The organism is Nocardia aurea (assembly GCF_003123685.1).
Lineage (GTDB): Bacteria > Actinomycetota > Actinomycetes > Mycobacteriales > Mycobacteriaceae > Nocardia > Nocardia aurea.
This window is the reverse complement of the sequence record NZ_QCYJ01000103.1, coordinates 224,980-246,648: the sequence shown is the minus strand read 5'-3', so window position 1 is coordinate 246,648 and position 21,669 is coordinate 224,980. Positions and strand designations below refer to the sequence as shown.

The following is a 21,669-nucleotide window of genomic DNA, read 5'->3' as shown; positions in this document are numbered from 1 at the left end:
ATGTACCCAGTTCATGCTCGAACGGGAGGATCAGATGGACGACTACGCGGTCCGGGCCGAAGGTCTGGAGAAGAGATACGGAGACAAACGCGCCCTGGACGGCTTCGATCTGGTCGTGCGCCGCGGTACGGTGCACGGCCTGCTCGGACCGAACGGCGCGGGGAAGACCACGGCGGTGCGAATACTGTCCACCTTGATCCGCCCGGACGGCGGACAGGCGATGGTGGCCGGACTCGATATCGCGCGCCGACCGCACGAGGTGCGTGCTCGCATCGGGCTCACCGGCCAGTACGCCGCGGTGGACGAGGTGCTCACCGGCCGTCAGAATCTCGAGATGTTCGGCAGGCTCTTCCATCTCGGCGGCCGCCGGGCCCGGCGACGCGCGACCGAACTGCTCGAACGTTTCGATCTCGCCGCCGCCGCCGACAAGGGCGTCGGCGAGTACAGCGGCGGTATGCGGCGCAGGCTCGATCTGGCCGCCTCGATGATTCTCGCCCCGGATGTGCTGTTCCTCGACGAACCCACCACCGGCCTGGATCCGCGCGGCCGCGGGGAAGTCTGGGACGCGGTGCGCGCCCTGGTGGCCGACGGCACCACCGTGCTGCTGACCACCCAGTATCTGGAGGAGGCCGACCGGCTCGCCTCCCGCGTCACCGTCATCGATCAGGGACGGGCGATCGCCGACGACACCCCCGACGGACTGAAGAAGACGATCGGCGGCGACCTCATCGAGGTGATCGTCACGGAGGTGGCCGATCTGCCCGCCGTCGCCGCGGTGATCGAGCGGGTCAGCGACGGCGAACCCGAGACCGACGAGGTCGAACGGCGCGTCCACGCGCCCGTCGTCGATCGGATCGCCGCGCTCACCGAAGTCGCCCGCACCCTCCAGGACGCGGGGATCGCCGTCGAGGACATCGGTGTGCGCAGGCCGAGTCTCGATGACGTCTTCCTGCAATTGACCGGGCACCGCACCACCGTCGAGGAGGCCCTCCGATGAGCACCGCCGAAACCGTGCGCCGTCGCTCGCGGGCGTACTGGGCCGTGGCCGACTGCTGGAATATCGTGCGCCGGGGCCTGACCCACTACCAGCGTCAGCCGGTGAACATCGCCTGGCAGCTCGGTTTCCCGATCCTGTCCGTCCTGCTGTACGGCTACGTCTTCGGCAGCGCGATGACCGTGCCGGGCGGTGGCGACTACCGGGATTTCCTGATGCCGGGCATGTTCGCGATGACGATGGCGTTCGGGTTCATCAACACCGCGACGGTGGTCGTCTACGACGCCACCAACGGTGTGATCGACCGCTTCCGCTCGATGCCGATGGCGTCCTCGGCGGTGGTGTCCGGACGCGGGGTCACCGATCTGCTGGTGGCCTGTGCCGAACTGGCCATCCTGATGCTCACCGCGCTGGTGATCGGATGGCGGCCCGACGGTGGAATCCTGGGCGCCGTCGCGTCGTTCGGCCTCCTGCTGTGGCTGCGGTTCGCGCTGATCTGGGTCGGCGTCTGGCTCGGACTGCTGGTACCGAATCCCGAGGCCGCGGGCGGCCTTTTCGCGGTCGCGTTCCCGCTGACCATGATTTCCAGCATCTTCGTCGCACCACAGCTGATGCCGGACTGGCTCGGCTTCGTCGCGGCGTGGAATCCGATCTCCTCCACCGTCGCGGCCTGCCGCGAACTCTTCGGAACACCGGTGGGCAGCGCGGATTCGTGGGTGGAACAGCACGCGCTGCTGATGGCGGCGGTGTGGCCGTTGCTGATCACCGCGCTCTTCCTGCCGCTCGCGGTGCGCCGGTTCCAGCGTCTGAGCCGCTGACTCCGCCGGGAAGCGTTCAGGTCGGACCGGCGGTCAATTGGTAGTAGGCGGTGTCGAGCGGGATGTCGACCGCGAACCAGGCCGCCGGTCGGTCGTCGTCGCGGGGACACCACGCGGTCGCGATGCACAATCGGGCCACCTCCGCGGCGGCGAGGCCGGGCAGATGCCAGGCCACGCGGGCCGGATCCGCGTATCGCACACCGTATTCGGTGATGGTGTCGTCCACGTCGGTCGGCAGCAGGCGCGCCCAGCCGGAGGGGACGAGTCGACCGTCGGCGGCCTGCATGGCGAGCAGTTCGGAATCCGGGCCGCCGATCGACACCATGAAATGCTCGTTCTCGACACTCACGGCCGCGAGACATTCGCCGGGGTCGGGCCCGCCGCACGCGTCGGCGGGCAGGTCGGTCAGTTCGGCGGAGAAGACCAGTCCCGACACCTCCGCGGTCGCCCGCACCTGCCAGATCCCGGCCCACATCGGAATCGGTTCGCTACCGTCCCACGGCGGTGCGTCGATACTTCCGATCAGCAGGTCGACCGCCGCGTCCGAACGCTGCCACCGGTGCAGATGCGCGCCATTCGGCAAGCGCCACACCGCATTCGGCACCACGGGCAGAACTTCCGATCCGAGGGAGACGGAGAATTCGACGAGGCCGAGAGGCGTGTCGATCACGGCTGGGCGGCGGGCGGCCTGGACCAAGTCGTCGGTGGGAAGCATGCGCCCATCATGCAGGTCGGCGTTCGAGGGGTTTCAGCAAGGCGGACCCTCCACCGGGATCCGAAACCGTGCGACGAGCGACTGCTCGGGGGCCGGTCGGTGCCGTGTCCGAGAAATGTCCCCGGGCGTAGGCGAGCGTGGAAGAATCATGGTGCGTTTCCGCGTAGCCAGCTCCACGGAAAGACCTGATGGATGGGTCATCTGCCCGGCAGAAGACGACATCGAAGGAATTCCCATGACCGAATCCGGCATCGCGATCGATCCGACACTCGTCGACGTGTACAAGGACCTCCACCGACACCCGGAGCTCGGATTCCAGGAGCACCGCACCGCCTCGATCGTCGCGGAGCGGATACGGGCCTCGGGGTTCGAGGTCACCACCGGGATAGGGAAGACCGGGGTCGTCGGCGTCCTGAAGAACGGCACGGGTCCGACCGTCCTGCTCCGGGCCGATATGGACGCGCTTCCCCTCCGCGAGGACACCGGGCTCGACTACGCCAGCACCGCCACGGCCACGAACGAGGACGGCGACACGGTGCCCGTCGCGCACGCGTGCGGACACGACCTGCACGTCACCTGTCTGCTCGGCGCGGCACGCATCCTCGCCTCCGACGCCTCCGGTTGGACCGGCACCGTCCTGCTCGCCTTCCAGCCCGCCGAGGAACTCGGCGAGGGCGCGCGGGCCATGGTCGACGACGGCCTGTTCGACAGGTTTCCGAAACCCGATGTCGTCCTCGGTCAGCATGTGGCTCCCCTGCCCGCGGGCAAGATCGGCGGGCATCCCGGCCCGTCGTACGCGGGGTCGGATTCGCTGCGCGTGCGGCTCGTCGGCAGGGGCGCGCACGGATCGATGCCGGAAGCGTCGGTGGATCCCGTCGTACTGGCCGCCGCGACGGTTCTTCGCCTGCAAACCGTCATCTCCAGGGAGATCCCGAGCACCGCGACGGCGGTACTCACCGTCGGAGCGATACACGCGGGCGACGCGGCGAACGTGATTCCCGGTCACGCCGAGATCCGGTTGAACATCCGCAGCTACGACACCGCTGTGCGCCGTCGCGTCCTGGACAGCGTGGAACGCATCGTGCGCGGCGAAGCGGCCACCGCGGGCGCGCCCGAAGAACCGACGATCACCGAGATCGAACGTTTCCCCGTCGTCGCCAACGACCCGGAAGCACTGAGCAGAAGTCTCGCGGCTTTCGCGAGTTGGCTCGGCCCGGACGACATCCTCGATCCGGGAGCGGGCGCGGGGAGCGAGGACGTCGGCATCCTCGCCACCGAATCCGGTGCCGCACTGGCCTATTGGTTGCTCGGCGGCGCGGATCCGTCGCTGTTCACCACGGGAGATATAACCGACCCCGCGCTGCTCACCGTGCCGTCGAATCATTCACCCCGGTATGCCCCCGTCATCGAGCCGACGCTGTCGATCGGCGTGCGCGCGTTGGTATCCGCCGCCAGAACATGGTTGCCCCACCGGTGATCGAGGGGCAGGCGGGAATCCCGAATCGCCGCACGCGGCGAAGTTGTGATCTCGGTCTGGTTGACTGAGGGGGTCGACCTCGAAAAAGTCCGTATGGGCCGGGGTAGTACCGCTCCGCTTCGGCGGTGAACCCCGGAAGGACACCACCTGATGCGTGACCCGAGTCGAATCATCGATGTGCTACTGGTCGAAGACGATCCCGGCGACGAGCTGATCACCCGCGAGGCGTTCGAGACCCACACCCTCGGCAACACCTTGCACGTGGCTCGTGACGGCGAGGAAGCACTCGATTTCCTCTACCGGCGCGGCGCGTGGGACCAGGCGCCGCGCCCGGACCTGATCCTGTTGGATCTGAACCTGCCCAAGTACAACGGCCGCCAGGTCCTGGAACAGATCAAGACCGATCCGGACCTGGCCGCGATCCCGGTGGTCATGCTCACCACCTCGAGCGCCGAGGAAGACATCCTGTCCAGCTACCGGCTGCACGCCAACGCCTTCGTCACCAAACCGGTCGATCTCGATCAGTTCATGGACGCGATCAAACAGATCGACGGCTTCTACATCCAGGTCGTCCAGCTGCCCTCCAACTGAGCCGATGGGCCCTACCCGCACTTCGGGTGGGGCCCATCGCACAGGCCGCTATTCCCGGTGCGTGACCGTATTCGCGGCGAGCAGCACCCGGTCCAGACGGGCACGGGTGTGCTCGATCGCTTCGGGGTGTGCGCGGTCGGGAAGTTCGGCGAGCACACGGGCCGCGAGCCCGGCGAGTGTGCGGCCGGTGTCGGCGGCGCGGGCGGACAGGACCGCCGCCGCCGCCGGTTCGTCGAGACCGTAGACGAACATGATCGCGCCTTCGGCCTGTTCGATCACATGACGGCCGAACTCGGCCGGGATGGGTTCGGTCGTGTCCGAGTAGGTCGGATCGTCGATCTCGTTCACTGGTGCGCCTTTGCTCATCGCCGCGAAGCGACCGACTGGTGATGGGTGTGCCACCCGGGTACTGAACTACCCATGGTCGATGATTCCACGCAGGCTCGCCGAACCGGCGTGGCGCGGTTGTTACGCTTCGACGCGCGGGTAGCCGAGGGCCGTGATGCTCGGGCACGCCGAACGCGGGATGAGAGGTGGGCCGTCGTGGCTGCGATGTCCGAAGGGCCGTCATTCCCTCCGGAGATGCTCGCGTCGGCTCCCGACAGCGCCCTCAACGTGCTGCTCGCCGACACCGACTGGTCGGCGAGCGGACTCGGCCCGGTCGCGACCTGGTCGGCGGAACTGCGCACCGCGGTCGGCATATGCCTCAACTCCCCCTTTCCGATGTTGATCATGTGGGGCGCGGACCTGGCGATGATCTACAACGACGCCTTCGTCCCGATCCTCGGCGCCAAACACCCGGCGCTGGGACAGTCCTGCGCCGTGGTGTGGGCCGACGCCTGGCCCGTGGTCGGAGTCATGATCGACAACGTCATGGCCTGCGGGGAATCGAGTTACCACGAGAACCTGCCGCTGGTGGTCGACCGGCACGGCTTCGACGAGACGGTCTATTTCACCTTCGCCTACAGCGCGATTCCGACCGCCGCCCGCGAGGTGGGCGGCGTGTTCACCGTCGTCACCGAAACCACCGCGCAGGTGCTCGGCACCAGGCGGCTCCAGGTCCTGCGCGAACTCGGTGAGGTCCGTTCGGTGCAGGTGGTCGATGTCGAGACCGCCTGCGCGGCCGCGATCGACGTGCTCGGCCGATATCGCGAGGACGTGCCCTTCGCGGCCGCGTATCTGGTGGACCCCGAGCGCGACAGCGCGCACGCCGTCGCCTCGTTCGGGGCGCAATCCCCCGAGGGCCACCTCATCCCCGATCGCCTCATCCCCGATCGGATCGGCCCCGAGGGTGAGGGCGCGTGGATCTGGCGGGCCGCGACCGGTGCGGCGGCACAGTCGAATTCGGCGGGATCGGCCGTCACCGCGGTGGCGCTGCCGCTGGCGATCGACGCGGATCACCCCACCGGAGTGCTGCTGGCCGGTGTCAGTGCGCATCTGATGTTCGACGACGCCTATCGCGGATTTCTCGAGCTCGCCGCCGATCACCTCGGCTCCGCCATCACCGACGCGCACGCGCAAGCCGCGCAATTGCGGCGCGCCGAGGAACTGGCCGAACTCGACCGCGCCAAGACCACGTTCTTCACCAGCGTCAGCCACGAACTGCGCACGCCGCTGACCCTGATCACCGGCCCCGCGCAGGACGCGCTCGCCGACCGGGACGCACCGCTGGCAGCCGTCCAGCGCGCTCGCGTCGAGATCATCCGCCGCAACGCCGGACGGCTGCGGCGGATGGTCGACACGCTGCTCGACTTCAGCCGCCTCGAGGACGGTCACCTCGCCTTCGAGCCGGTGGCGGTCGAACTGGGCGGGCTGACGCGCGGGATCGCCGAATCCTTCGCCCCCGCGGTGCGCCGGGCCGGTCTCGGGTTCACCGTCGACTGTCCGGAGCAGCTGCGCGCGGTCATGGTCGATCCGGGTCATTGGGAACGGATCGTGCTCAATCTGCTGTCGAACGCGGTGAAGTTCACCCTCACGGGCGAAATCGGAATCGGCGTGCGCCTGCGCGATGACCAGGTCGTCCTCGAGGTGCGCGACACCGGTGTCGGTATCGAGGCCGAGGAACTCCCGCATATCTTCGAACGGTTCCGGCAGGTTCGCGGAGCGGCCGGTCGATCCCACGAGGGCTCCGGAATCGGTCTGGCGCTCGTGCGGGAACTGGCCGCGCTGCACGACGGGGATGCCGAGGTGGTGAGTCATCCGGGCCGCGGCACGACCTTCACGGTGCGCTTTCCGGCGCGCCACACCGACGATCCGGCCGTGCGCGCGCCGACCCATTCGGTCGTCGCCGACTATGTCGCCGAAGCGCTGCAATGGAGCGCATCCGCCGAAGGCGCCGACTCCGAATCCGCCCCAGCGACGGCCGATGTGGTGCTGATCGCCGAGGACAACGCCGACCTGCGCACCTACCTGTCGGGTCTGCTGCGACCCGAGTACACGGTGGTGATCGCCGTCGACGGTCACGACGCGCTGCGCCGCGCCCGATCCTCGCGCCCCGATCTCGTCCTCGCCGATGTGATGATGCCCGGCCTGGACGGACTGGCCCTGTTGCGGGAGTTGCGTGCCGACCCGGGGACCGCCCACACGCCGGTGATCTTCCTGTCCGCCCGGGCCGGTGAGGAAGCCGCCGCCGAAGGTCTCGCCGCTGGCGCCGACGACTACCTGACCAAACCCTTCTCCTCCGCCGACCTGCTCGCTCGGGTCCGTTCCAACCTCGACCAGGCACGCTTGCGCAATCACGAATCCGCGTGGCGCACCGCGTTGGTCAACGCGATGCAGGACGGTTTCTTCGTCGCGTCGGCCGACCTGTCGGTCATCGAGATCAATGACGCGTTCACCCGGATGCTCGGCTATCGGGCACCGCGATTGCCCTGGCCGGTCCCGCACCCGTGGTGGCCGACCGCCGAGCAGGACCCCGAGGGTTTCGCGCTCGTGACAGCGGCGCTCGAGGTGGTCGAGAACGAGGGCCGCGGCCGGTTCGTCCTCCCCCTGCGCCACCGAAACGGCCACAAACTGTGGGTCGACGTCTCGCTGGATTCGCTGCGCGACGACCGCAGCGGAGCCGTCCTGCTGGTCGGCACACTCCGTGATGTCACCGATCGACATCTGTCCGCCGAACGCGACGCCGCGGTCGCGCGCATGGCCGGACTGCTCGCCGGAATCGACATCGGCGCACAGGTTCTGAAGATCGGTCTGGCCGAATTGCGCGAATGCTGGCAGGCCGAGCGGGTATCACTGCTGACCTTCGAGCAACCGGGCGTCGTGACCGTCACCGCGAGTTCGCCCCCGCATCCGAGCAGCACGACCGCGCCCGCGAGCGCCGTCGAATACGTCCGCACCGGAAATCTGTGCGTCCTCTCCGAAGCCGGGACGCTCACCGATTTCGCCGACGCCCCCGCGCTGGCGGTCGCTGTCGGCGCGCCGGTCGATGACGGCGGCGACCGAGGCCTGCTGTGGGTCGAGTTCGCTCGCCCCCGCCCTTTCACCGACGCCGACCGCGGCCTGATGGTGCAACTGACCAGCCACCTGCAACGGGCGCTGACACGGGCCAGAGCCAATGACGAACAGCGCACGATCGCGCTGGCCTTGCAGCGCGCGCTGCTCGGCCCGAACGACCTGCCAGACGGCTTCGCCGCCCGCTACGAACCCGCGGGCACCGCACTCGAGATCGGCGGCGACTGGTACGACGTCATCGAGCTACCGGGCGAACGCTACGGCGTGGTCGTCGGCGACGTCGTCGGCCACGGACTGCCCGCCGCGACCGCGATGGGACAACTTCGCAGCGCCGCCAGAGCACTCCTGCTGGAAAACCACGGTCCGGCGAAAGTCCTGTCCGCACTGGACCGTTTCGTCGAACACCTCCCCGGCGCCTATTGCGCCACCGTCTTCTGCGCGAAGATCGACCCGCACGCCCGGACCGTCACCTACAGCAGCGCCGGACACCTCCCCGCCCTGCTGGCCGAACCCGGGAAGCCGGTCCGGCGCCTCGACCAGGCGCTGTCCTTGCCGATGGCGGTGCGCGCGGGTCGTGAACGCCCCGAAGCCACGAGCACCATCCCCGACGCCGCCACCCTGCTGCTCTACACGGACGGTCTGGTCGAACGCCGCGACGAAGACCTCGACACCGGAATCGCCCGGGCGGCCTCCGCCCTGACAGCCGCCGCGCACCTGAGCCCCGCACAGACCGTCGACGAAATCTCGCGCCGCCTGTTCGTCGAGGACCACCACGACGACATCGCCCTGCTCGCCTATCGCCGACCCTGACGAGCGGCGGTGGCGCTCATTCCGAGGAGCCCAGCGCCGCCTCGACCGTGGCGAACACATCGAGAATCTGATCCATCGCGGCCAACTGGATAGCGCGCAGCGGTCCCCCGGTGGCGACCACACGCAAAGCATGGCGCGGGTCGAGTTCGGAGGCCTCGGCCAGCAGACTCAGACCGGCCGAACCGAAGAACCCGACCTCGGACAGATCCACGACCAGCACATCGGGATCCTCCTGTCGCGCCTGCGCCAGCCCCGCTTTCAGCAACGGCGCCGAGGCCAGATCGACTTCACCGTCGACCACGACGATCACCGCGGCCCCCCGCGACCGTCGATCGACCCGCAATATCGCCGACCGTCGCTCATTCACCGCGCGACCCTCCCGCGTCGAAACGCGGTACCCACACGGTGGGCACACCTACCCGACGCGCACTCTCGAGGACGTCTCTCAACACCGGTGGCCCTCCGCTGAGTTGTCGATTCTCCTCTGCACCACAGCAGGCAGAGCGACAGAATCGTATACCGCCCGAAGCCCCGCCGGCCGAGCCGATCGAGACCGTGCGAAACGAGCCGTGTCGGTACCGCCGTAGAATTCTGGCACAATCGCCAGGCAGGAGTCCCTCCACGCAGCGTCGGTCCACCTGCTCGATCGACGACAGGCTGTCGTACGGTTCTCACCGTGCGATGTGGATACCTCGGCGCCGCACGGGTCGGGTCCTGGACAACGGATCTCGCGAGGAAGGACCACATGCTGGATCTGGGTGTCGACCGGACACGGCGCGGGGTATCGGTTGTTTCACACTTCTCGATCACGGGTGTACGCGCACCGATCCGGGGTAGGTCGCCGGTGGAGGAGATGATCTCGATACCGAAGGAACACCATGGGTGATGCCCAGAACGCGGCACGACCCCTGATCAGCGAATTCCCCGCCGCCGTCGAGGAGTTGTCGGCGGCGCGGCACCGGCTCCGAAATTGGCTCACCCCCCACGTCACCGACCCCGGACACCTCTACGACCTGCTCCTCGCCGCCGACGAAGCATGCGCGAACGCCGTCGAACACGGTCACAACGGCGACGGCGGCGTGATCCGTCTCAGCGCCGCCATCGAAGGTGACGCGATCCGGATCACCGTCACCGACCATGGGCGGTGGGTACCGCGAAACGATGGACCGGACGCTGTGCGTGGTCTGCCCGATTCACAACGGGGGCGCGGGTTGGCGCTGATGCGCGCACTTGCTCCCGATACCCGGCTCACGGTTTCCGAGACGGGCACGACCGTCGAATTCACCGTTCCCTTGAATCCACGCCGCGACAGCTGAAGGCGGGGGCCGCGCATCCGTATGTCGTCGGCAGGATCACTGGGGTTCGGCAGGCCGATCCGGCATTGCCGCGAGTGCGCGGCGGAACCGAGCGTGGGCTCGGATGAATACGAATCTCTCGTCATAGATCGGCCGGAACGTCACCGGCTGAACGACTTTCTTGCGCAGGCGGAAGTATATGACCAGACCGAGCAGTGATCCCGGAAATACACCGAGGACCAGGGCCGGCTGCACCGGGCAGACATCCGTCACGGCGATGAACACCACCGCGAACAAATTGGCTGCCATGATCCACAACAGCAGGCGGGACAGCCATCGGTGCAAGCCTGATCTCCGACGACACCGAGCACACGTGGGCCATTCTCCGACGACGATCGTCGACACCGGCGGAGGAACATACCTGGGCAGCGGCGACGCGGCATCGTACGGCCGCCGGCTCGGCACACGATGCGGGAACCGGGGATGCTGATCTGTGTCGTAGAAGCAGGATCGAACGAGAACGTGCGACTCGGCCGGGCGACCATGACGCGCGCACACCTCGGGCAGTGGGCGGGCGACCTCCAGTTCCAAGGGTTCCACCCGCAGTGGCCTGGTCGTCTTCACCCACAGCGTGCCGGTGTTCGCCAGCGGGTCACGGCAGCGGCGCAACGCAATCGTTTCATCGTGCTCGTAGGTCCATGGCCGCTGATAGGTCATCGGAGTAGCGGTAGAAGAGTCCGCTTCGACCTCCCCGCCGTTGTTCGGGCGGTAGTACCTGCCGGAGAAAATCCGCTTCATCGAAGCCAGCCGCCCCGGTTCCGCTCTCGGAAATAGTCATCGTCCTGGTCCTCGGCGTCGCTCGGACCGACAACGAGATCGCGGTTGGGCCTACGGGTTCCCGGAACGACAGGTTCGGCGGGCAGGTCGGGTCGCACCGAATCGGACGGAGCGGCGACCCTGAACAGTTCCGTCATCGAATTCCTTTCATGCCGAATTTAGATTTCCACGTGATACCTGCTGTGCACCACGAATTACCTCCGATATGGACCACTTCCGCCGACGCTCGAACCCGCGCACAGGACAGGGATGCGGTACCGGGCCCGAGAGCGTGGTGGAATAGGGTCTGCATGCTCACGGGCACTATGGAAGCGATCGGAATCGTCTCGACTGCCCCGCACCGACGTACAGTTTCAGCGGCTGGGCGGTCGAACCGGCATTCCGACAGCCGGCAACCTGCCCACCGACGACATCGCCCACCCCGGCCAATGTGTCGAAAGTGCTGTCTGCGGATCGGATTCGACCGTCGGCTCCGCTGCCACATGCCCCTCCTCCTGTGGTGACTGGCGACTTTAGCACGACGGTCGCAGGCGTGTGGCGCCTGCGACGGCGGGGTCGGGCACGGAAGAACCGGGGTCAGCCGTAACCACGTCCCGGTAGCCACCCGCCTGGTCGACATTCACCGAGGGTGTTGCCCAACAACGCCTCTCGGCGCCCCCGTCGCCGCCTCCGTCGCCGCCTCCGGCCGCAATCGTCGCGGCGCGCCACGCGTTCCCCGAGCAAGGCCGCCCGCAGGGACCACCCGCCTACCCGAATTCCAGCCAGATGAGAATCACCGTCGAAGGCATCGAGAAGACCTTCCGTCCGCTCCCCTGCGAGCGTCGCAGTTCCCACGGCCGAGAACCAGGACTTCCGCACTTGACGCTTCGCTCATAGGTAGTCGCATTCACAGGAGTCAACGCGCGGACGACGGCCGAACGATTCCCCAGCGGTAAGGCTGTGCACTTCCGTGAGAAGAACGTCGAACTGGGTGCCCCGCCAGAGGCGATTCTGATCGAACCCGACGCGACCGACACCGGCGAGAACATCGATTTCACCCGAACTCTCCTGCAGGACATGACATCAGCGCGGTCGATGTTTCTGGTCTCCCCGGCCCTACCACAGAGGCGCAGCTACGCGATCTGCCGCAAACGGTGGCGGGACTGCCCCGCCGACGCCACACGTGGGCGGCGGCCTTCCACACCCGCGAGAGCCTGGTCGCAACCTTGGACGGCGGGGAGGACTGTGCGCAGAGAGGGTGTGCGCCGTCGGGAGGTGCGCCCTGTTAGCCTGTCTAGACAGGGGATCGGGATGGGGGCGGAATCACATTGTGCTGCAAGTATTTGCGAACGACATATCATCCGGGGGCTTGCGGCGATCATCGTCCGGAGTCTTGCGATGCGCAGGCAAAAGGATATTGATGAAAGACGACCTGCCAACCGCATTCGGCCGGCTACACGCCTTCGCTCAAACCCTTTCGAACCTCATGAAAGAGGCACAGGAAGCGGGTGCCGAACAAGCGACCGGCCGCGACAATACCGACTGTGTCACGGTGACCGTAGATCGATCGGGCGCATTGCTGTCCATCGATGTCTCGGACAACTGGGCGCAGAAGCTGGATCCGCAAGATATCGGCCCGGCGGTGCTGCGCGCGGTACAGAATGCGCGAGTGCGGCAGCTGGAGAGCTCGATGGATTCGGTGGCCGAAAGTGGGCTGCTGGCAAAGATCGAGTCACTGAACATCGAAGATATGACGCCCACCGATATCGAGCCGCCGCGCCCATTGCGCGGACCGACGGTTCCTCCCGCCCAACTGGTCGATGAGATCCTCCAGGCGATCCAGAGTCGTGGTACGCAAGCGCACCGGCCACCTTCGTCGGCACCGAGGATGTAGACGACGACATCGCGGCGCGGGTGGTGCTGGATTCCACAGGGATCATCGACTGTACCGTCGGTATCGCCTGGGGAAAGAGCGTCGGGGGAAACACCATAGCCTGGGCCGTGCAGCAAGCGTATGACAAAGCCTACGAGGACGTGCTGGCTTCGGCCGCGCGCGGAGCGGGCTCGCAAAGTGGCTTGTTCTCGGAAGCGCTCCAGGTAATCAATTCATTGCAGACGCCGCGAGGACAGTAATGGGCCAAGAAGTATCGGTAGCCACAGACACCCTTCGTAAAGAGGGAAAGGTCTGGATGAACGAATCCGACTCGCTGGAAAAGGTCAGGGGCGATATCGAATCCATCGGATTCAACAGGGTGGAAGCGGGGATATTCCAGGCGATCGTCGACGCGCACTCCAAGATAATCGAGAAGATGATGTCGCTATCCGGGCAGGGGGCCACGCGCTTCGACCAGGTCGGCGAAGTATTGCAGAAATGCGCGGATACCTACTATGCAGAAGATACCGCAGGGAAGCACATGATCGACAACCTCTGGTGAGGTGAAAGGTTTTCGTAATGTCGAACGAATTCGATAGTGCTGCTTACCAGCAGGTCTGGGACAAGCTGGTCGAGTATGCGCAGGACGTCGATACGCTGTTCGCGCAGAGCGCGCCGAACGCGATAAACGACGGGCTGAACACCCCTTACGCCGACTGGATTCCCGGTCTCACCGAACTGATCAAAACCGCGGGCCGCAAGATGCTCCAAGCGCTCAAGTGGCTCTGGGAGAAGATCATGGATATCTTGGAAGGGGTTGCCGCCCCGCTCTTCATGGCGCAGCGAGCGTTCGAGTGGTCCGATGCGAAGGGTGCTTTCGCGAATATCTCGTCCGCCATCAACCCGGATCTCCTGCTCGCCCCGAAAGAATGGAAGGGTGATGCTGCGGACCAGTATGTGAAGACCGTCGGAAGTCAGCGGACCGCGATCGGCAAGATGGAAGAGATCTGCGAGACCTGCAGGAACCATCTCATCGCCGCGGCGATCGCGGGATTCGTACTCTATGCGGGCGTCGCGTCTGTCGTTGCTCAGTTCCTCACAGCCGTTGCTGTCGAGCTCAGCTTGATCGCGGCGGGCTTCACCGCAGCCGGAGGCTTTGCCGCATTCTGGGCCACGACAGGTATCACCGCAGCCGAACTCAGTGCCGCTGCGGCCGTGGCCGTTGTCTTCGTCGGAGATCAAACGAAGGCATGGAACGATATCGACGCGGCGGCCAATAACAACTCCGGCTTCCAGAAGGACCCGGACAGTGGGGCGGTCAACTGGCCGGACCCGAACACAAAGTACTTCGATGATGCCTCCGTGGACGATGACAACGAATCCAAATGGCGGTTGAATCCTGACAAATGACGATGGCGAGGAAAATCGTGCGCGACAGTGAGAAGGTTCGGCGCCGCACCCTGCTCCAAGTGGGGGTGACCTCGATGATCCTCAGCGGCGGATTTGCCTACGTCGCATTACTGCTCAGAGAATCCGGCGCTCTGGTGGTAGCGGCGGTCTTGTCGGTGACCTTCGTCGTACAGTTTGTCGGCATCGTCGTTGGGTGGCGATCAGCTCCGACCGGGGCGGTGCGCGTGGCGATATCCGGCGCTTTCGTCGCGGTAGGGCTGGCGATTCTGGGATTGGTGGTCGCTGCCTTACTGAAGGCGATCAGCCTGTTCATGCCGGGTATGTACCTCGCGACCCTGTTCCTACTGGTCCTGCAGGGATACCAGTGCATATGGCGAGGCCGTGCATGAATCGATCCTCCCGATCGCCCTGTCGACTTCGACAGGAAGATACCGCTTCTACCTCAACACAATTCGACGTTTGCGACAATCTTCGCCTACCTACTTTGATCAGGTAGAATAGCAATCCCCGACCAACATGTGAGTCATGCTGCTATGCAGTGGATTCGGGACAATCCGGGTGCAAGTTGGAAGTAAATTGGGAGTCTCACATATCCATCAGTGGTCGGTGTAGTCGCGCAGGTTGGAGGCTGTAGCGCGGAGCGCGGCGATAGGCGGCCGGGGTGCAGGGGCTCGCGCGACATCGAGTTCAGCCATCACAGCCTCTCTTTGTGTGTGGTCGGAGACATGCCGTAGCTCGCGCACACGGGGGTCGTCCCAACGGACCGAGCACCGAGCACCGAGCACACGATGTTGCCGTCCCTCCCGCGCACGCGGGGGTCCCGTAGTAGGCGGTGCCCTGTAGCGCTGTCATGCCTTCTCTCCTGCGCATGCGGGGGTCCTCCCGAAGGGAACGCCGCGAAGTGGATGCCGAAGGCCAGGTCCTCACCGGAGGCCCCAGGTTCCGCGACGACAGGGATGTCGTCCGGAATTCCTAGGGCGAGCAGTAGAAGTCGCTGTCCGAGCACTGCGCGGCGCAGGCGCGCTACGGTGCCGACCCACACGTGCTCATTGCGCTAGAGCATTAGCCTTGACCGGCGACTGCGGTGATAATCAAGCGCGCATCGGGGTGCGGAACTCCCCGGCATCGAGGGCTGTGAACGACGCTACGAAACCAGCCGATCCGTCCGCTACAAACTTGCGCTAACTTCCTTGACGATTCATTATTCCGCGACGAATTCACCTGCGTAGAGGACTATTGATGTGGTAGCGCAAGCTGCCGCACATCGCTATGACGTGAGATCAGATGCGGTTACAGTTCCTCGGCAAGGGCGGATCGAATGTCGGTGGGTGCCCGAGCCTGTATGCGACCGATCGGCAGACCTACGTCGTGCAAGGGTGGGTGACCGATGCACCGGAGACGGTCGAGATCCCGCACCTGCTGCTGGGATTCGCCGAGCCCGATACGTTCATCGGTGCCACGCTGACCGACACCGGCCGCGGAACGTTCCGGGTGACCGGAACACCGGTGTCCGACGTGGAGGCACTCGCGCGAATGGCGTTGCCGGACGGCGAGACCGGGATCGAGGTAGCGAAGTTGGAGAGGACTTCTTACGGTGCGACTCGTACAGGGTGAGACGTTCAACGACCTGCTGCGTTCGGCGCGGTCAGAAGCGTTTCACCTCGAGGTGCAGGACTCCTACGAGTGCCCGGAAGACGCCGAGCTGCTGCGTGCGTTCCTGGACGGCGAACCCGATGATTACGGATGGATGAGCGACTGGGCCGGATTCGTGCGCGAGCTCACCGCTAACGGCGTCGCTGTCCGCCGGGCGCGGGTCGTCACCGTGCCGCATGTCGCGTGGACGCGGTGGGGCCTCGAGGTGGCTGCGGTCAACATCGCAGCGGGTGAGGATATCCGCTACCTGCCGCGGCATCAGATCGGCGCCAGCGTCGGTTCCGACGACTGGTGGTTGATCGACGGCCGCGTGGTCGCCTACACAGTGTTCGATGAAGCGGGCACCTGGCAGGGCGCCGCGGTCACCGACGATCCCGTCCTCGCCTCTCGATGCTGCGAGATCCGCGATGCCGTCTGGGGCCGCGCGACCCCGCGCTCCGAGTACGTGCAGACCAGCCAGCAGTGACGGCCGCCCACGAAGCACGCGAGGCTCTCGGGCTCAGGCTCCGAGAACTTCGTCGTGACGCAGACATCACCGGGCGCGCGCTCGCGAGCCTCGCGGGCTGGCACGAGTCCAAGGTGTCGAAGATCGAGAACGGCAAGCAGACGCCGAGCGAGGCCGATCTGCGAACCTGGTGCGAGCTCACCAGATCTGGCGACCATCTCGCCGACCTGATCGCGACTCTGCGCAACCTCGAGGCCGCGTATATCGAATGGCGGCGCATCCTCGCCACCGGCACGCGACGCCGTCAGAAGCTCGCGGCGAAGCTGGAGGGCGAAGCGTCGTTGATGCGCTGGTATGAGCCGGGGATCTTCCCTGGCCTTCTCCAGACCCCCGACTACGTCACGGCGATTCTGAACGCCTGCCATGCCTTCTACGGCACACCCGACGACCTCGCCGAAGCCACAGCCGCCCGCATCGAGCGCCAGCGCGTGCTATACCACGGAAAGCACCGGTTCCACTTCCTCGTCGCCGAGCAGGCGCTACACACGACCGTTGGCGACGACGAGGTGATGTACGGCCAGCTCGACCGCGCGCTCGCCGTGATGGGCCTGCCGCGCGTGGTGCTGGGGATCGTGCCCTCGTCGGCGAAGTACGAAGGCCCGGTCGCGCCCGGCTTCGCTGTGTTCGACGCTCGGATGGTCCAGATCGAGACCGTCTCGGCCGAGCTGACCGTGACGCAGCCGCGCGAGATCGCCCTCTACGAAAAGATGTTCGCCATACTGGCCGAGCAGGCCGTCTATGGTGACGGGGCCCCGCGCCCTGCTTCACGGCGCGATGGGTCGGCGGGCGGCCGATGGGCATCATCACCTTCCTTCGGCAGGGCAAGACTTGGCATAGGACTCCAGTTCGGCGGAGTCGAAGAACACACGCCCGCCGTCGGTGCGAGCGATGAGGCGCCCGGTCCGGCGAAGTCGGTCGAGTGTGCTTACGGAGATCGAAAGCTGTGCGGCAGCTTCCAGCCTCGAGTATCGGATCCGTACACAGGGGCTGACGATCGGCGCGCTCACGGCCGGTCCGTCGGCAGCACGCAATGCGTTCCGTTGCTCGGCGGCGCGCTTCAAATCCATCAGGTCGTACGCCCGCATCAGCCGGATCGCGTCATCCGCGCAACCGGGGATGTAGTGCGAGATCTGCTCGTCGAACCAATCACGGTCGATGGGGACGCCGTCGTAGTAGACGGGCTCGCGCTTAGCCGCGCTCATGACGCCTCTGGTGGCAGTATCGGCTTCGCGACCCATTCGTCGCGTTCGCGCCGACATCGCTCGGTGTCGACGTAGCGGGTCATGCCACACCTGCTCGACGGTTGGCCCGACGGCGACTGGTGCGAGTGAGTCCCCATGGGTCCGGCTTCGCGCCGCCCGCGGGCGGCGTCGTCGACGCCGGTCGCCGATCGTCACCAGTCGATTTGCGCGTCCGCTCCTCGAGCCATACCTCGATCGCTTCCCAGCGGTACCGCACGCGACGGCCGATTTTGATGAATTCCGGGCCGGTGCCGAGGTATCGCATCTGAGCGGCCTGCGAGAGCGTGATTCCGACGTGATCGCAGTATTCTCGAGGAGTTGCCAGCGGGATGCGCGGCTCCGTGACGGGGTGCTTCGTCATGGTTCCCGATCCTCCACCGTGCACTCCAACGCGCACAGCGGAGGCGAGGTGGGCGTCCGGTGGTTGTCCGGTTCACAGTGGCATGTGTCGCTAGTCACATATTCCGCTGCAACTTTTCACTCACTGAGAGCGCCGCCCCGGCCGGACTGCCATTCCGAAAATCTCCCGTAGGGTGCAGTTTAGGGTGCAGCGCCCCAAACAAAGAAAACCCCCGATTCAGCTAAGCGCTGATCAGGGGCTATTTCCTCTGGTGGTCCCAGCTGGTTTCGAACCAGCGACACAATCATCCTCGATTGTTCCCTGAACTGCTCTAAAATGGTCTCTACCAGGCTATTTGATGCGCATCCGAGTTGCAGACAGCAGCAGGCATATGCAGAAATAGGCTGAGTTATTGCACGTATATTGCACGCGAAACCCGAGGGAGGACCAGTGAAATCCACCACCAGGAAGCCAAAGCGACGGGCACCGCGCCGTAGCTTCGGGCGGATCCGGCAACTTCCGTCGGGACGCTGGCAAGCGTCATATCTCGGACCCGATCTCCAAACTCACAAAGCGCTCGATACGTTCGATACGAAGGGGCGCGCGGAAGGCTGGATCGCCGAGGAGCGCAAGCTCATCGACCTCGAGATCTGGGCCTCCCCCGCTGCGCGCGCCGCCGCACTTACGGCCGAGCAGCAGCAAGCCGATGTGCTATTCCGCCAGTACGCCGAAAAGGTCGTCGCGACCCGCGTATCACGCAGAGGTAAACCACTCGCACGTCGCACCGTCGACTCCTACAACTACCTACTGCGAGAACACATCAATCCCACCTTCGGCGCGACCCCGGTCGCCGACATCACCCTGGAGATGGTCCGCGACTGGTACAGCAGCGTCTCCCGCGTTCGCCCCCAGGGCCGAAAATCCAAGAGCAGTGGGACGAACAGCGCCGATGTCCCCACCACACGGGCGCGGGCGTACGAAGTCCTACGCATGGTGTGCAACGTCGCCGTCGACGATGGGCTTATCGACAAGAATCCCTGCCGAATCAAAGGCGCCACGGCAGTCCAGCCCGCCCACGACGCCACCGTACTGGCGCCCGCCGAAATCGACGCACTCGCCACGGCTATGCCTCCGGAGTTATCCGCGTCTGTCCTACTGGCGGCGTGGTGCGGCTTGCGTCCCTCGGAAACGTTCGAACTGCGCCGCCGCAACCTCAACGCGGACTGCTCGGTAATGACCGTCGCATTCGCCGCGACCTACCGCAACGGCGAAATCGTCATCGACCGACCCAAAGCGGGTTCCGACGGCGACGTCGTGCTTCCCGACCACATACGCCCCGCAATCCGCCGACACCTCGAACGACACGTCGCCCCCGCCGCAGACTCACTTCTCTTCCCGGATCCAGCGACTGGCGAGACCATGCGCGAGTGGGTCTACCGACGTATCTTCAACAAAGCCTGCGCAGCAATCGGTCGACCCGACTTCCGCCCCGGCGAACAACGACACACCGGCGGAACCGTTGCCGCACAAGCCGGAGGAACACTCCCCGAAGTCATGGAACGACTCCGACACAAGACACCCCAAGCGGCCATGCGGTACCAAAAGATCGCCGCCGGACGAGCGAAGAAACTCGCCACCAACATCTCGGAACTGGCGAAGGCTACCGACAAGACGGACGCTGACCAGCGCAATCCGTAATCTCCCCGCATGAGAGCGGGCTGGAACAGCGCACGATGTTCAGTCGCTGGCCCGGAAAGGCCCAACGAGATTGATCAACCGTCGGCACACAGCAATGTGTTCTTTCGAAATCCGAACGGACGCTCACCTGACACAGGTTCTAGTTTTCCGGACAGGTCTCGATAGCACCGAAAAGTACTGAAATTAAGGACCTTTGACGGTTCGCACACTTCCCAACACTTCCCGAAAAGACCGGTCGATTCTAGCCAAAAGTGTGAGATTTTGGTGAGACGGCCAGGGCGGCTTCCGGCATTGCGGGCAGGTGGCGACATGCACATTTCGTCGCACAGAGTCGATTCAGAATGGATCCGGCGCAATCGAGTTAGTCAGTGCCTCGCCGAAGCATCTTCGGCGCGTCGTTCCACCGCCACGCCGATAGATTTCGGTGACAGCAAATATTCCGCTATTAAATTCTTCCAGCCCGACGACGGAACCCTCGAGCTGTTCACGCGGACGGCACTTCCACGCATGGGCAGACCGGTTCATGAGGGTTCAAATCCGAAGGGGCGCGGCCATTACGCACACGACCGCCGAGGAGGACCGCTCCACCCCCGGCACCAAGACCGAGCTGCCAGTTCGGGGGAGGATTGAAGAACACCGGTATCTCCTTCGAGTCAGTCCGGCCATCCGGGGTCAAGAACGAGTCCGTTTGTAGGCAAAGGCACCCACCAAGTTGACGGTCTTCCCGTTGGGTGCGCCGGAGTTCGAATCGCGGCCCCCGAGCCCAGTACAGGAGAACGTGCCCCGTCGCGCAATGTCGTCGATCGCGGTGATGGCAATGGTGCAACTACCCGCGATTTCGCTCTTGTAGTACTTCGACGGTGGCACGCTGATCTTGATCTTGCCGGGCGTTTCCCCGAGAGAAGGTTGCCGCTCGTTGTCCAGGCCGATATCGAGGTACTGCTCCCGGGCGCTGTCCCGTGGCCGATCAGGATTATCGAGGAACGACATGTAGTAGAAGGCTGTCGAGTCCGTGTCGTAGGAGATCCCGCCGTACTGGCGAAGACTCCATGTCGTCGGAGTCTCGTCGCCTCCGGTGATCGTCACGACCGCCGTCCCCGGGACGAGCCCGTCTGGCGATTGCGCCGCAGGCGAGGTCATGGACGGCACGGCCGGGACAGTCTCTGTCGCAGGTGAGGAACAACCTGCGACAGAGACTGCTGCCGCTCCCAGGCCTGTCGCGAGCAGGCAGCGAGTGATGCTAGCTGTCGATTCGCGTGTTTGCCGCTGGCGGCTGTCGATTCGCATAGCGCGATTCTCACAGCGCCGCAGGTACTTACACTCGGAATCGCGGCTCTGTCGTTCATTCGTCTGACACCCGACGAGGCTACTCGTCCCGCCTACCCCATGGCTCCGGCCGGCGCGGAAAGGTGCACGCGGTGTGTGGATGTTCCGGATGTCGACTACGCCGAGGACGGCTGTGTGCTGATCGAGCCCGTCTCGGAGGTCGCGCTCACCCGGTTTCCGGTGCCTCGTCCGGGGTCGGTGCTGGCACGTTCGATGCGGACGCCGACCCATTGCGAGAGAGGACCCCGACCACCTCCGATAGCCCGTTCTGGTGTTGCTGGGGTAGCGAATCACCCTGGTGTGGCGCACGGGGTGCTGGTGTAGTTGTGGCTGGCACCGGCGTGGCAATGGGCGAGACCGCATGTGCCGGGAGCGCGTTGCGCCTGGCCTACGGGCAGCCCCACGGCGTCGCAGAGGGAGGCGAGCGATGCGCGCCGCTCGCTGATGAGCCCTTGATCACCACCGGTGCGCACAAGCTGATTCGGGATTGTCGGTGCGTTTGCCGACAATGGCGAGATGACGGATTCGTCTTCTGAGCGGATATGGGACCAGGCGGTCCAGGTGGGGCTGCGTAATCGAGAGGTCGTCGAGCTCGCCCGGCGTCACTGTTTGGACCTGGAGTTCGTGCCGAGTGGAGGGCGCGGGGAAGTCGAG

At 65.5% G+C, this 21,669-nt stretch carries 20 protein-coding genes and 2 pseudogenes; 15 read left to right on the top strand and 7 right to left on the bottom strand.

Annotated elements, in window-relative coordinates; genetic code table 11:
• The first annotated feature begins 34 nt into the window (after positions 1–34).
• A complete protein-coding gene (locus DAT37_RS22300) occupies positions 35–997 on the top strand; it encodes an ATP-binding cassette domain-containing protein (RefSeq protein WP_109527325.1) in 963 nt (320 codons plus the stop codon).
• On the top strand, positions 994–1,812 hold the full coding sequence (locus DAT37_RS22295; RefSeq protein ID WP_109526773.1) for an ABC transporter permease: 819 nt from the start codon (positions 994–996) through the stop codon (positions 1,810–1,812). Before DAT37_RS22300 ends, DAT37_RS22295 begins: the two co-directional genes overlap by 4 nt.
• 16 nt (positions 1,813–1,828) lie before the next feature.
• On the opposite strand, the gene DAT37_RS22290 is transcribed toward DAT37_RS22295, so the two are convergent.
• Positions 1,829–2,527: a hypothetical protein gene (locus tag DAT37_RS22290; RefSeq protein WP_109526772.1), complete on the bottom strand. Its 699-nt coding sequence runs from the start codon at positions 2,525–2,527 to the stop codon at positions 1,829–1,831.
• Positions 2,528–2,762: 235 nt separating this feature from the next.
• Here DAT37_RS22290 and DAT37_RS22285 point away from each other — a divergent pair, with 235 nt between their 5' ends.
• Together DAT37_RS22285 and DAT37_RS22280 are read left to right on the top strand one after the other, a co-directional pair.
• Entirely contained in the window at positions 2,763–4,004 is a 1,242-nt protein-coding gene (locus DAT37_RS22285; protein ID WP_109526771.1) for an amidohydrolase, read from the top strand.
• A 150-nt stretch (positions 4,005–4,154) separates the two neighbouring features.
• Positions 4,155–4,595, top strand: a complete 441-nt coding sequence (locus DAT37_RS22280; RefSeq protein WP_109526770.1) for a response regulator — start codon at positions 4,155–4,157, stop codon at positions 4,593–4,595.
• Between the two features lie 48 nt (positions 4,596–4,643).
• Here the strand turns inward: DAT37_RS22280 and DAT37_RS22275 are convergent, their stop codons facing one another.
• The gene (locus DAT37_RS22275; RefSeq protein ID WP_157978621.1) at positions 4,644–4,943 is read right to left on the bottom strand and encodes an ANTAR domain-containing protein; all 300 of its coding nucleotides are present in this window, start codon (positions 4,941–4,943) and stop codon (positions 4,644–4,646) included.
• A 204-nt stretch (positions 4,944–5,147) separates the two neighbouring features.
• Here DAT37_RS22275 and DAT37_RS22270 point away from each other — a divergent pair, with 204 nt between their 5' ends.
• On the top strand, positions 5,148–8,858 hold the full coding sequence (locus tag DAT37_RS22270) for a SpoIIE family protein phosphatase (RefSeq protein WP_232839976.1): 3,711 nt from the start codon (positions 5,148–5,150) through the stop codon (positions 8,856–8,858).
• A 16-nt stretch (positions 8,859–8,874) separates the two neighbouring features.
• Here the strand turns inward: DAT37_RS22270 and DAT37_RS22265 are convergent, their stop codons facing one another.
• Complete coding sequence (locus DAT37_RS22265; protein WP_232839926.1) at positions 8,875–9,225, bottom strand: STAS domain-containing protein; 351 nt, start codon at positions 9,223–9,225, stop codon at positions 8,875–8,877.
• A 511-nt stretch (positions 9,226–9,736) separates the two neighbouring features.
• Between DAT37_RS22265 and DAT37_RS22260 the strand changes: the two genes are divergently transcribed.
• Positions 9,737–10,174 (top strand): ATP-binding protein, encoded by a 438-nt coding sequence (locus DAT37_RS22260; RefSeq protein ID WP_109526767.1) that lies wholly within the window; start codon positions 9,737–9,739, stop codon positions 10,172–10,174.
• 36 nt (positions 10,175–10,210) lie between these two features.
• On the opposite strand, the gene DAT37_RS44210 is transcribed toward DAT37_RS22260, so the two are convergent.
• Positions 10,211–10,441, bottom strand: coding sequence for a hypothetical protein (locus DAT37_RS44210; protein WP_157978620.1), 231 nt, complete (start codon positions 10,439–10,441; stop codon positions 10,211–10,213).
• Positions 10,442–10,947: 506 nt separating this feature from the next.
• Positions 10,948–11,127: a hypothetical protein gene (locus DAT37_RS22250; protein WP_109526765.1), complete on the bottom strand. Its 180-nt coding sequence runs from the start codon at positions 11,125–11,127 to the stop codon at positions 10,948–10,950.
• Between the two features lie 802 nt (positions 11,128–11,929).
• Between DAT37_RS22250 and DAT37_RS46455 the strand changes: the two are divergent.
• The 8 genes and pseudogenes from DAT37_RS46455 to DAT37_RS46450 form a co-directional block, all read left to right on the top strand.
• Positions 11,930–12,130: pseudogene (locus tag DAT37_RS46455) on the top strand (ElyC/SanA/YdcF family protein); the annotation flags it as partial.
• 259 nt (positions 12,131–12,389) lie between these two features.
• Positions 12,390–12,863 (top strand): hypothetical protein, encoded by a 474-nt coding sequence (locus DAT37_RS45610; RefSeq protein ID WP_232839925.1) that lies wholly within the window; start codon positions 12,390–12,392, stop codon positions 12,861–12,863.
• Positions 12,864–13,158: 295 nt separating this feature from the next.
• The gene (locus DAT37_RS22235) at positions 13,159–13,404 is read left to right on the top strand and encodes a hypothetical protein (RefSeq protein ID WP_109526762.1); all 246 of its coding nucleotides are present in this window, start codon (positions 13,159–13,161) and stop codon (positions 13,402–13,404) included.
• 17 nt (positions 13,405–13,421) lie between these two features.
• The gene (locus DAT37_RS22230; RefSeq protein WP_109526761.1) at positions 13,422–14,252 is read left to right on the top strand and encodes a hypothetical protein; all 831 of its coding nucleotides are present in this window, start codon (positions 13,422–13,424) and stop codon (positions 14,250–14,252) included.
• Positions 14,249–14,641 carry a hypothetical protein gene (locus tag DAT37_RS22225; protein ID WP_109526760.1) on the top strand — a complete coding sequence of 131 codons (393 nt, stop codon included), beginning with the start codon at positions 14,249–14,251 and terminating at the stop codon, positions 14,639–14,641. Before DAT37_RS22230 ends, DAT37_RS22225 begins: the two co-directional genes overlap by 4 nt.
• Before the next feature lie 895 nt (positions 14,642–15,536).
• Positions 15,537–15,866 carry a hypothetical protein gene (locus DAT37_RS22220; RefSeq protein ID WP_109526759.1) on the top strand — a complete coding sequence of 110 codons (330 nt, stop codon included), beginning with the start codon at positions 15,537–15,539 and terminating at the stop codon, positions 15,864–15,866.
• A complete protein-coding gene (locus DAT37_RS22215) occupies positions 15,847–16,371 on the top strand; it encodes a DUF6879 family protein (protein ID WP_109526758.1) in 525 nt (174 codons plus the stop codon). The genes DAT37_RS22220 and DAT37_RS22215 overlap by 20 nt, the downstream gene beginning before the upstream one ends.
• Positions 16,296–17,141, top strand: a pseudogene (locus tag DAT37_RS46450) (helix-turn-helix domain-containing protein); the annotation flags it as partial. The gene DAT37_RS22215 and the pseudogene DAT37_RS46450, both read left to right, overlap by 76 nt.
• 72 nt (positions 17,142–17,213) lie before the next feature.
• Here the strand turns inward: DAT37_RS46450 and DAT37_RS46445 are convergent.
• Positions 17,214–17,477 (bottom strand): helix-turn-helix domain-containing protein, encoded by a 264-nt coding sequence (locus tag DAT37_RS46445; protein ID WP_353853560.1) that lies wholly within the window; start codon positions 17,475–17,477, stop codon positions 17,214–17,216.
• A gap of 964 nt (positions 17,478–18,441) precedes the next feature.
• Between DAT37_RS46445 and DAT37_RS22195 the strand changes: the two genes are divergently transcribed.
• Positions 18,442–19,689 carry a tyrosine-type recombinase/integrase gene (locus tag DAT37_RS22195; RefSeq protein ID WP_157978619.1) on the top strand — a complete coding sequence of 416 codons (1,248 nt, stop codon included), beginning with the start codon at positions 18,442–18,444 and terminating at the stop codon, positions 19,687–19,689.
• A gap of 672 nt (positions 19,690–20,361) precedes the next feature.
• Here the strand turns inward: DAT37_RS22195 and DAT37_RS22190 are convergent.
• Positions 20,362–20,775 (bottom strand): hypothetical protein, encoded by a 414-nt coding sequence (locus DAT37_RS22190; RefSeq protein ID WP_157978618.1) that lies wholly within the window; start codon positions 20,773–20,775, stop codon positions 20,362–20,364.
• Between the last annotated feature and the right edge of the window lie 894 nt (positions 20,776–21,669).

Excerpts from the sequence above, each read along its gene's own strand:
- DAT37_RS22225 (WP_109526760.1), top strand. The coding sequence starts at position 14,249 with ATGACGATGGCGAGGAAAATCGTGCGCGACAGTGAGAAGGTTCGGCGC.
- DAT37_RS22280 (WP_109526770.1), top strand. The coding sequence starts at position 4,155 with ATGCGTGACCCGAGTCGAATCATCGATGTGCTACTGGTCGAAGACGAT.
- DAT37_RS46445 (WP_353853560.1), bottom strand. The coding sequence starts at position 17,477 with ATGGATTTGAAGCGCGCCGCCGAGCAACGGAACGCATTGCGTGCTGCC.
- DAT37_RS22295 (WP_109526773.1), top strand. The coding sequence starts at position 994 with ATGAGCACCGCCGAAACCGTGCGCCGTCGCTCGCGGGCGTACTGGGCC.
- DAT37_RS22250 (WP_109526765.1), bottom strand. The coding sequence starts at position 11,127 with ATGACGGAACTGTTCAGGGTCGCCGCTCCGTCCGATTCGGTGCGACCC.
- DAT37_RS22230 (WP_109526761.1), top strand. The coding sequence starts at position 13,422 with ATGTCGAACGAATTCGATAGTGCTGCTTACCAGCAGGTCTGGGACAAG.
- DAT37_RS22290 (WP_109526772.1), bottom strand. The coding sequence starts at position 2,527 with ATGCTTCCCACCGACGACTTGGTCCAGGCCGCCCGCCGCCCAGCCGTG.
- DAT37_RS22260 (WP_109526767.1), top strand. The coding sequence starts at position 9,737 with ATGGGTGATGCCCAGAACGCGGCACGACCCCTGATCAGCGAATTCCCC.
- DAT37_RS22270 (WP_232839976.1), top strand. The coding sequence starts at position 5,148 with ATGTCCGAAGGGCCGTCATTCCCTCCGGAGATGCTCGCGTCGGCTCCC.
- DAT37_RS22220 (WP_109526759.1), top strand. The coding sequence starts at position 15,537 with ATGCGGTTACAGTTCCTCGGCAAGGGCGGATCGAATGTCGGTGGGTGC.
- DAT37_RS22285 (WP_109526771.1), top strand. The coding sequence starts at position 2,763 with ATGACCGAATCCGGCATCGCGATCGATCCGACACTCGTCGACGTGTAC.
- DAT37_RS22235 (WP_109526762.1), top strand. The coding sequence starts at position 13,159 with ATGAACGAATCCGACTCGCTGGAAAAGGTCAGGGGCGATATCGAATCC.
- DAT37_RS22300 (WP_109527325.1), top strand. The coding sequence starts at position 35 with ATGGACGACTACGCGGTCCGGGCCGAAGGTCTGGAGAAGAGATACGGA.
- DAT37_RS45610 (WP_232839925.1), top strand. The coding sequence starts at position 12,390 with ATGAAAGACGACCTGCCAACCGCATTCGGCCGGCTACACGCCTTCGCT.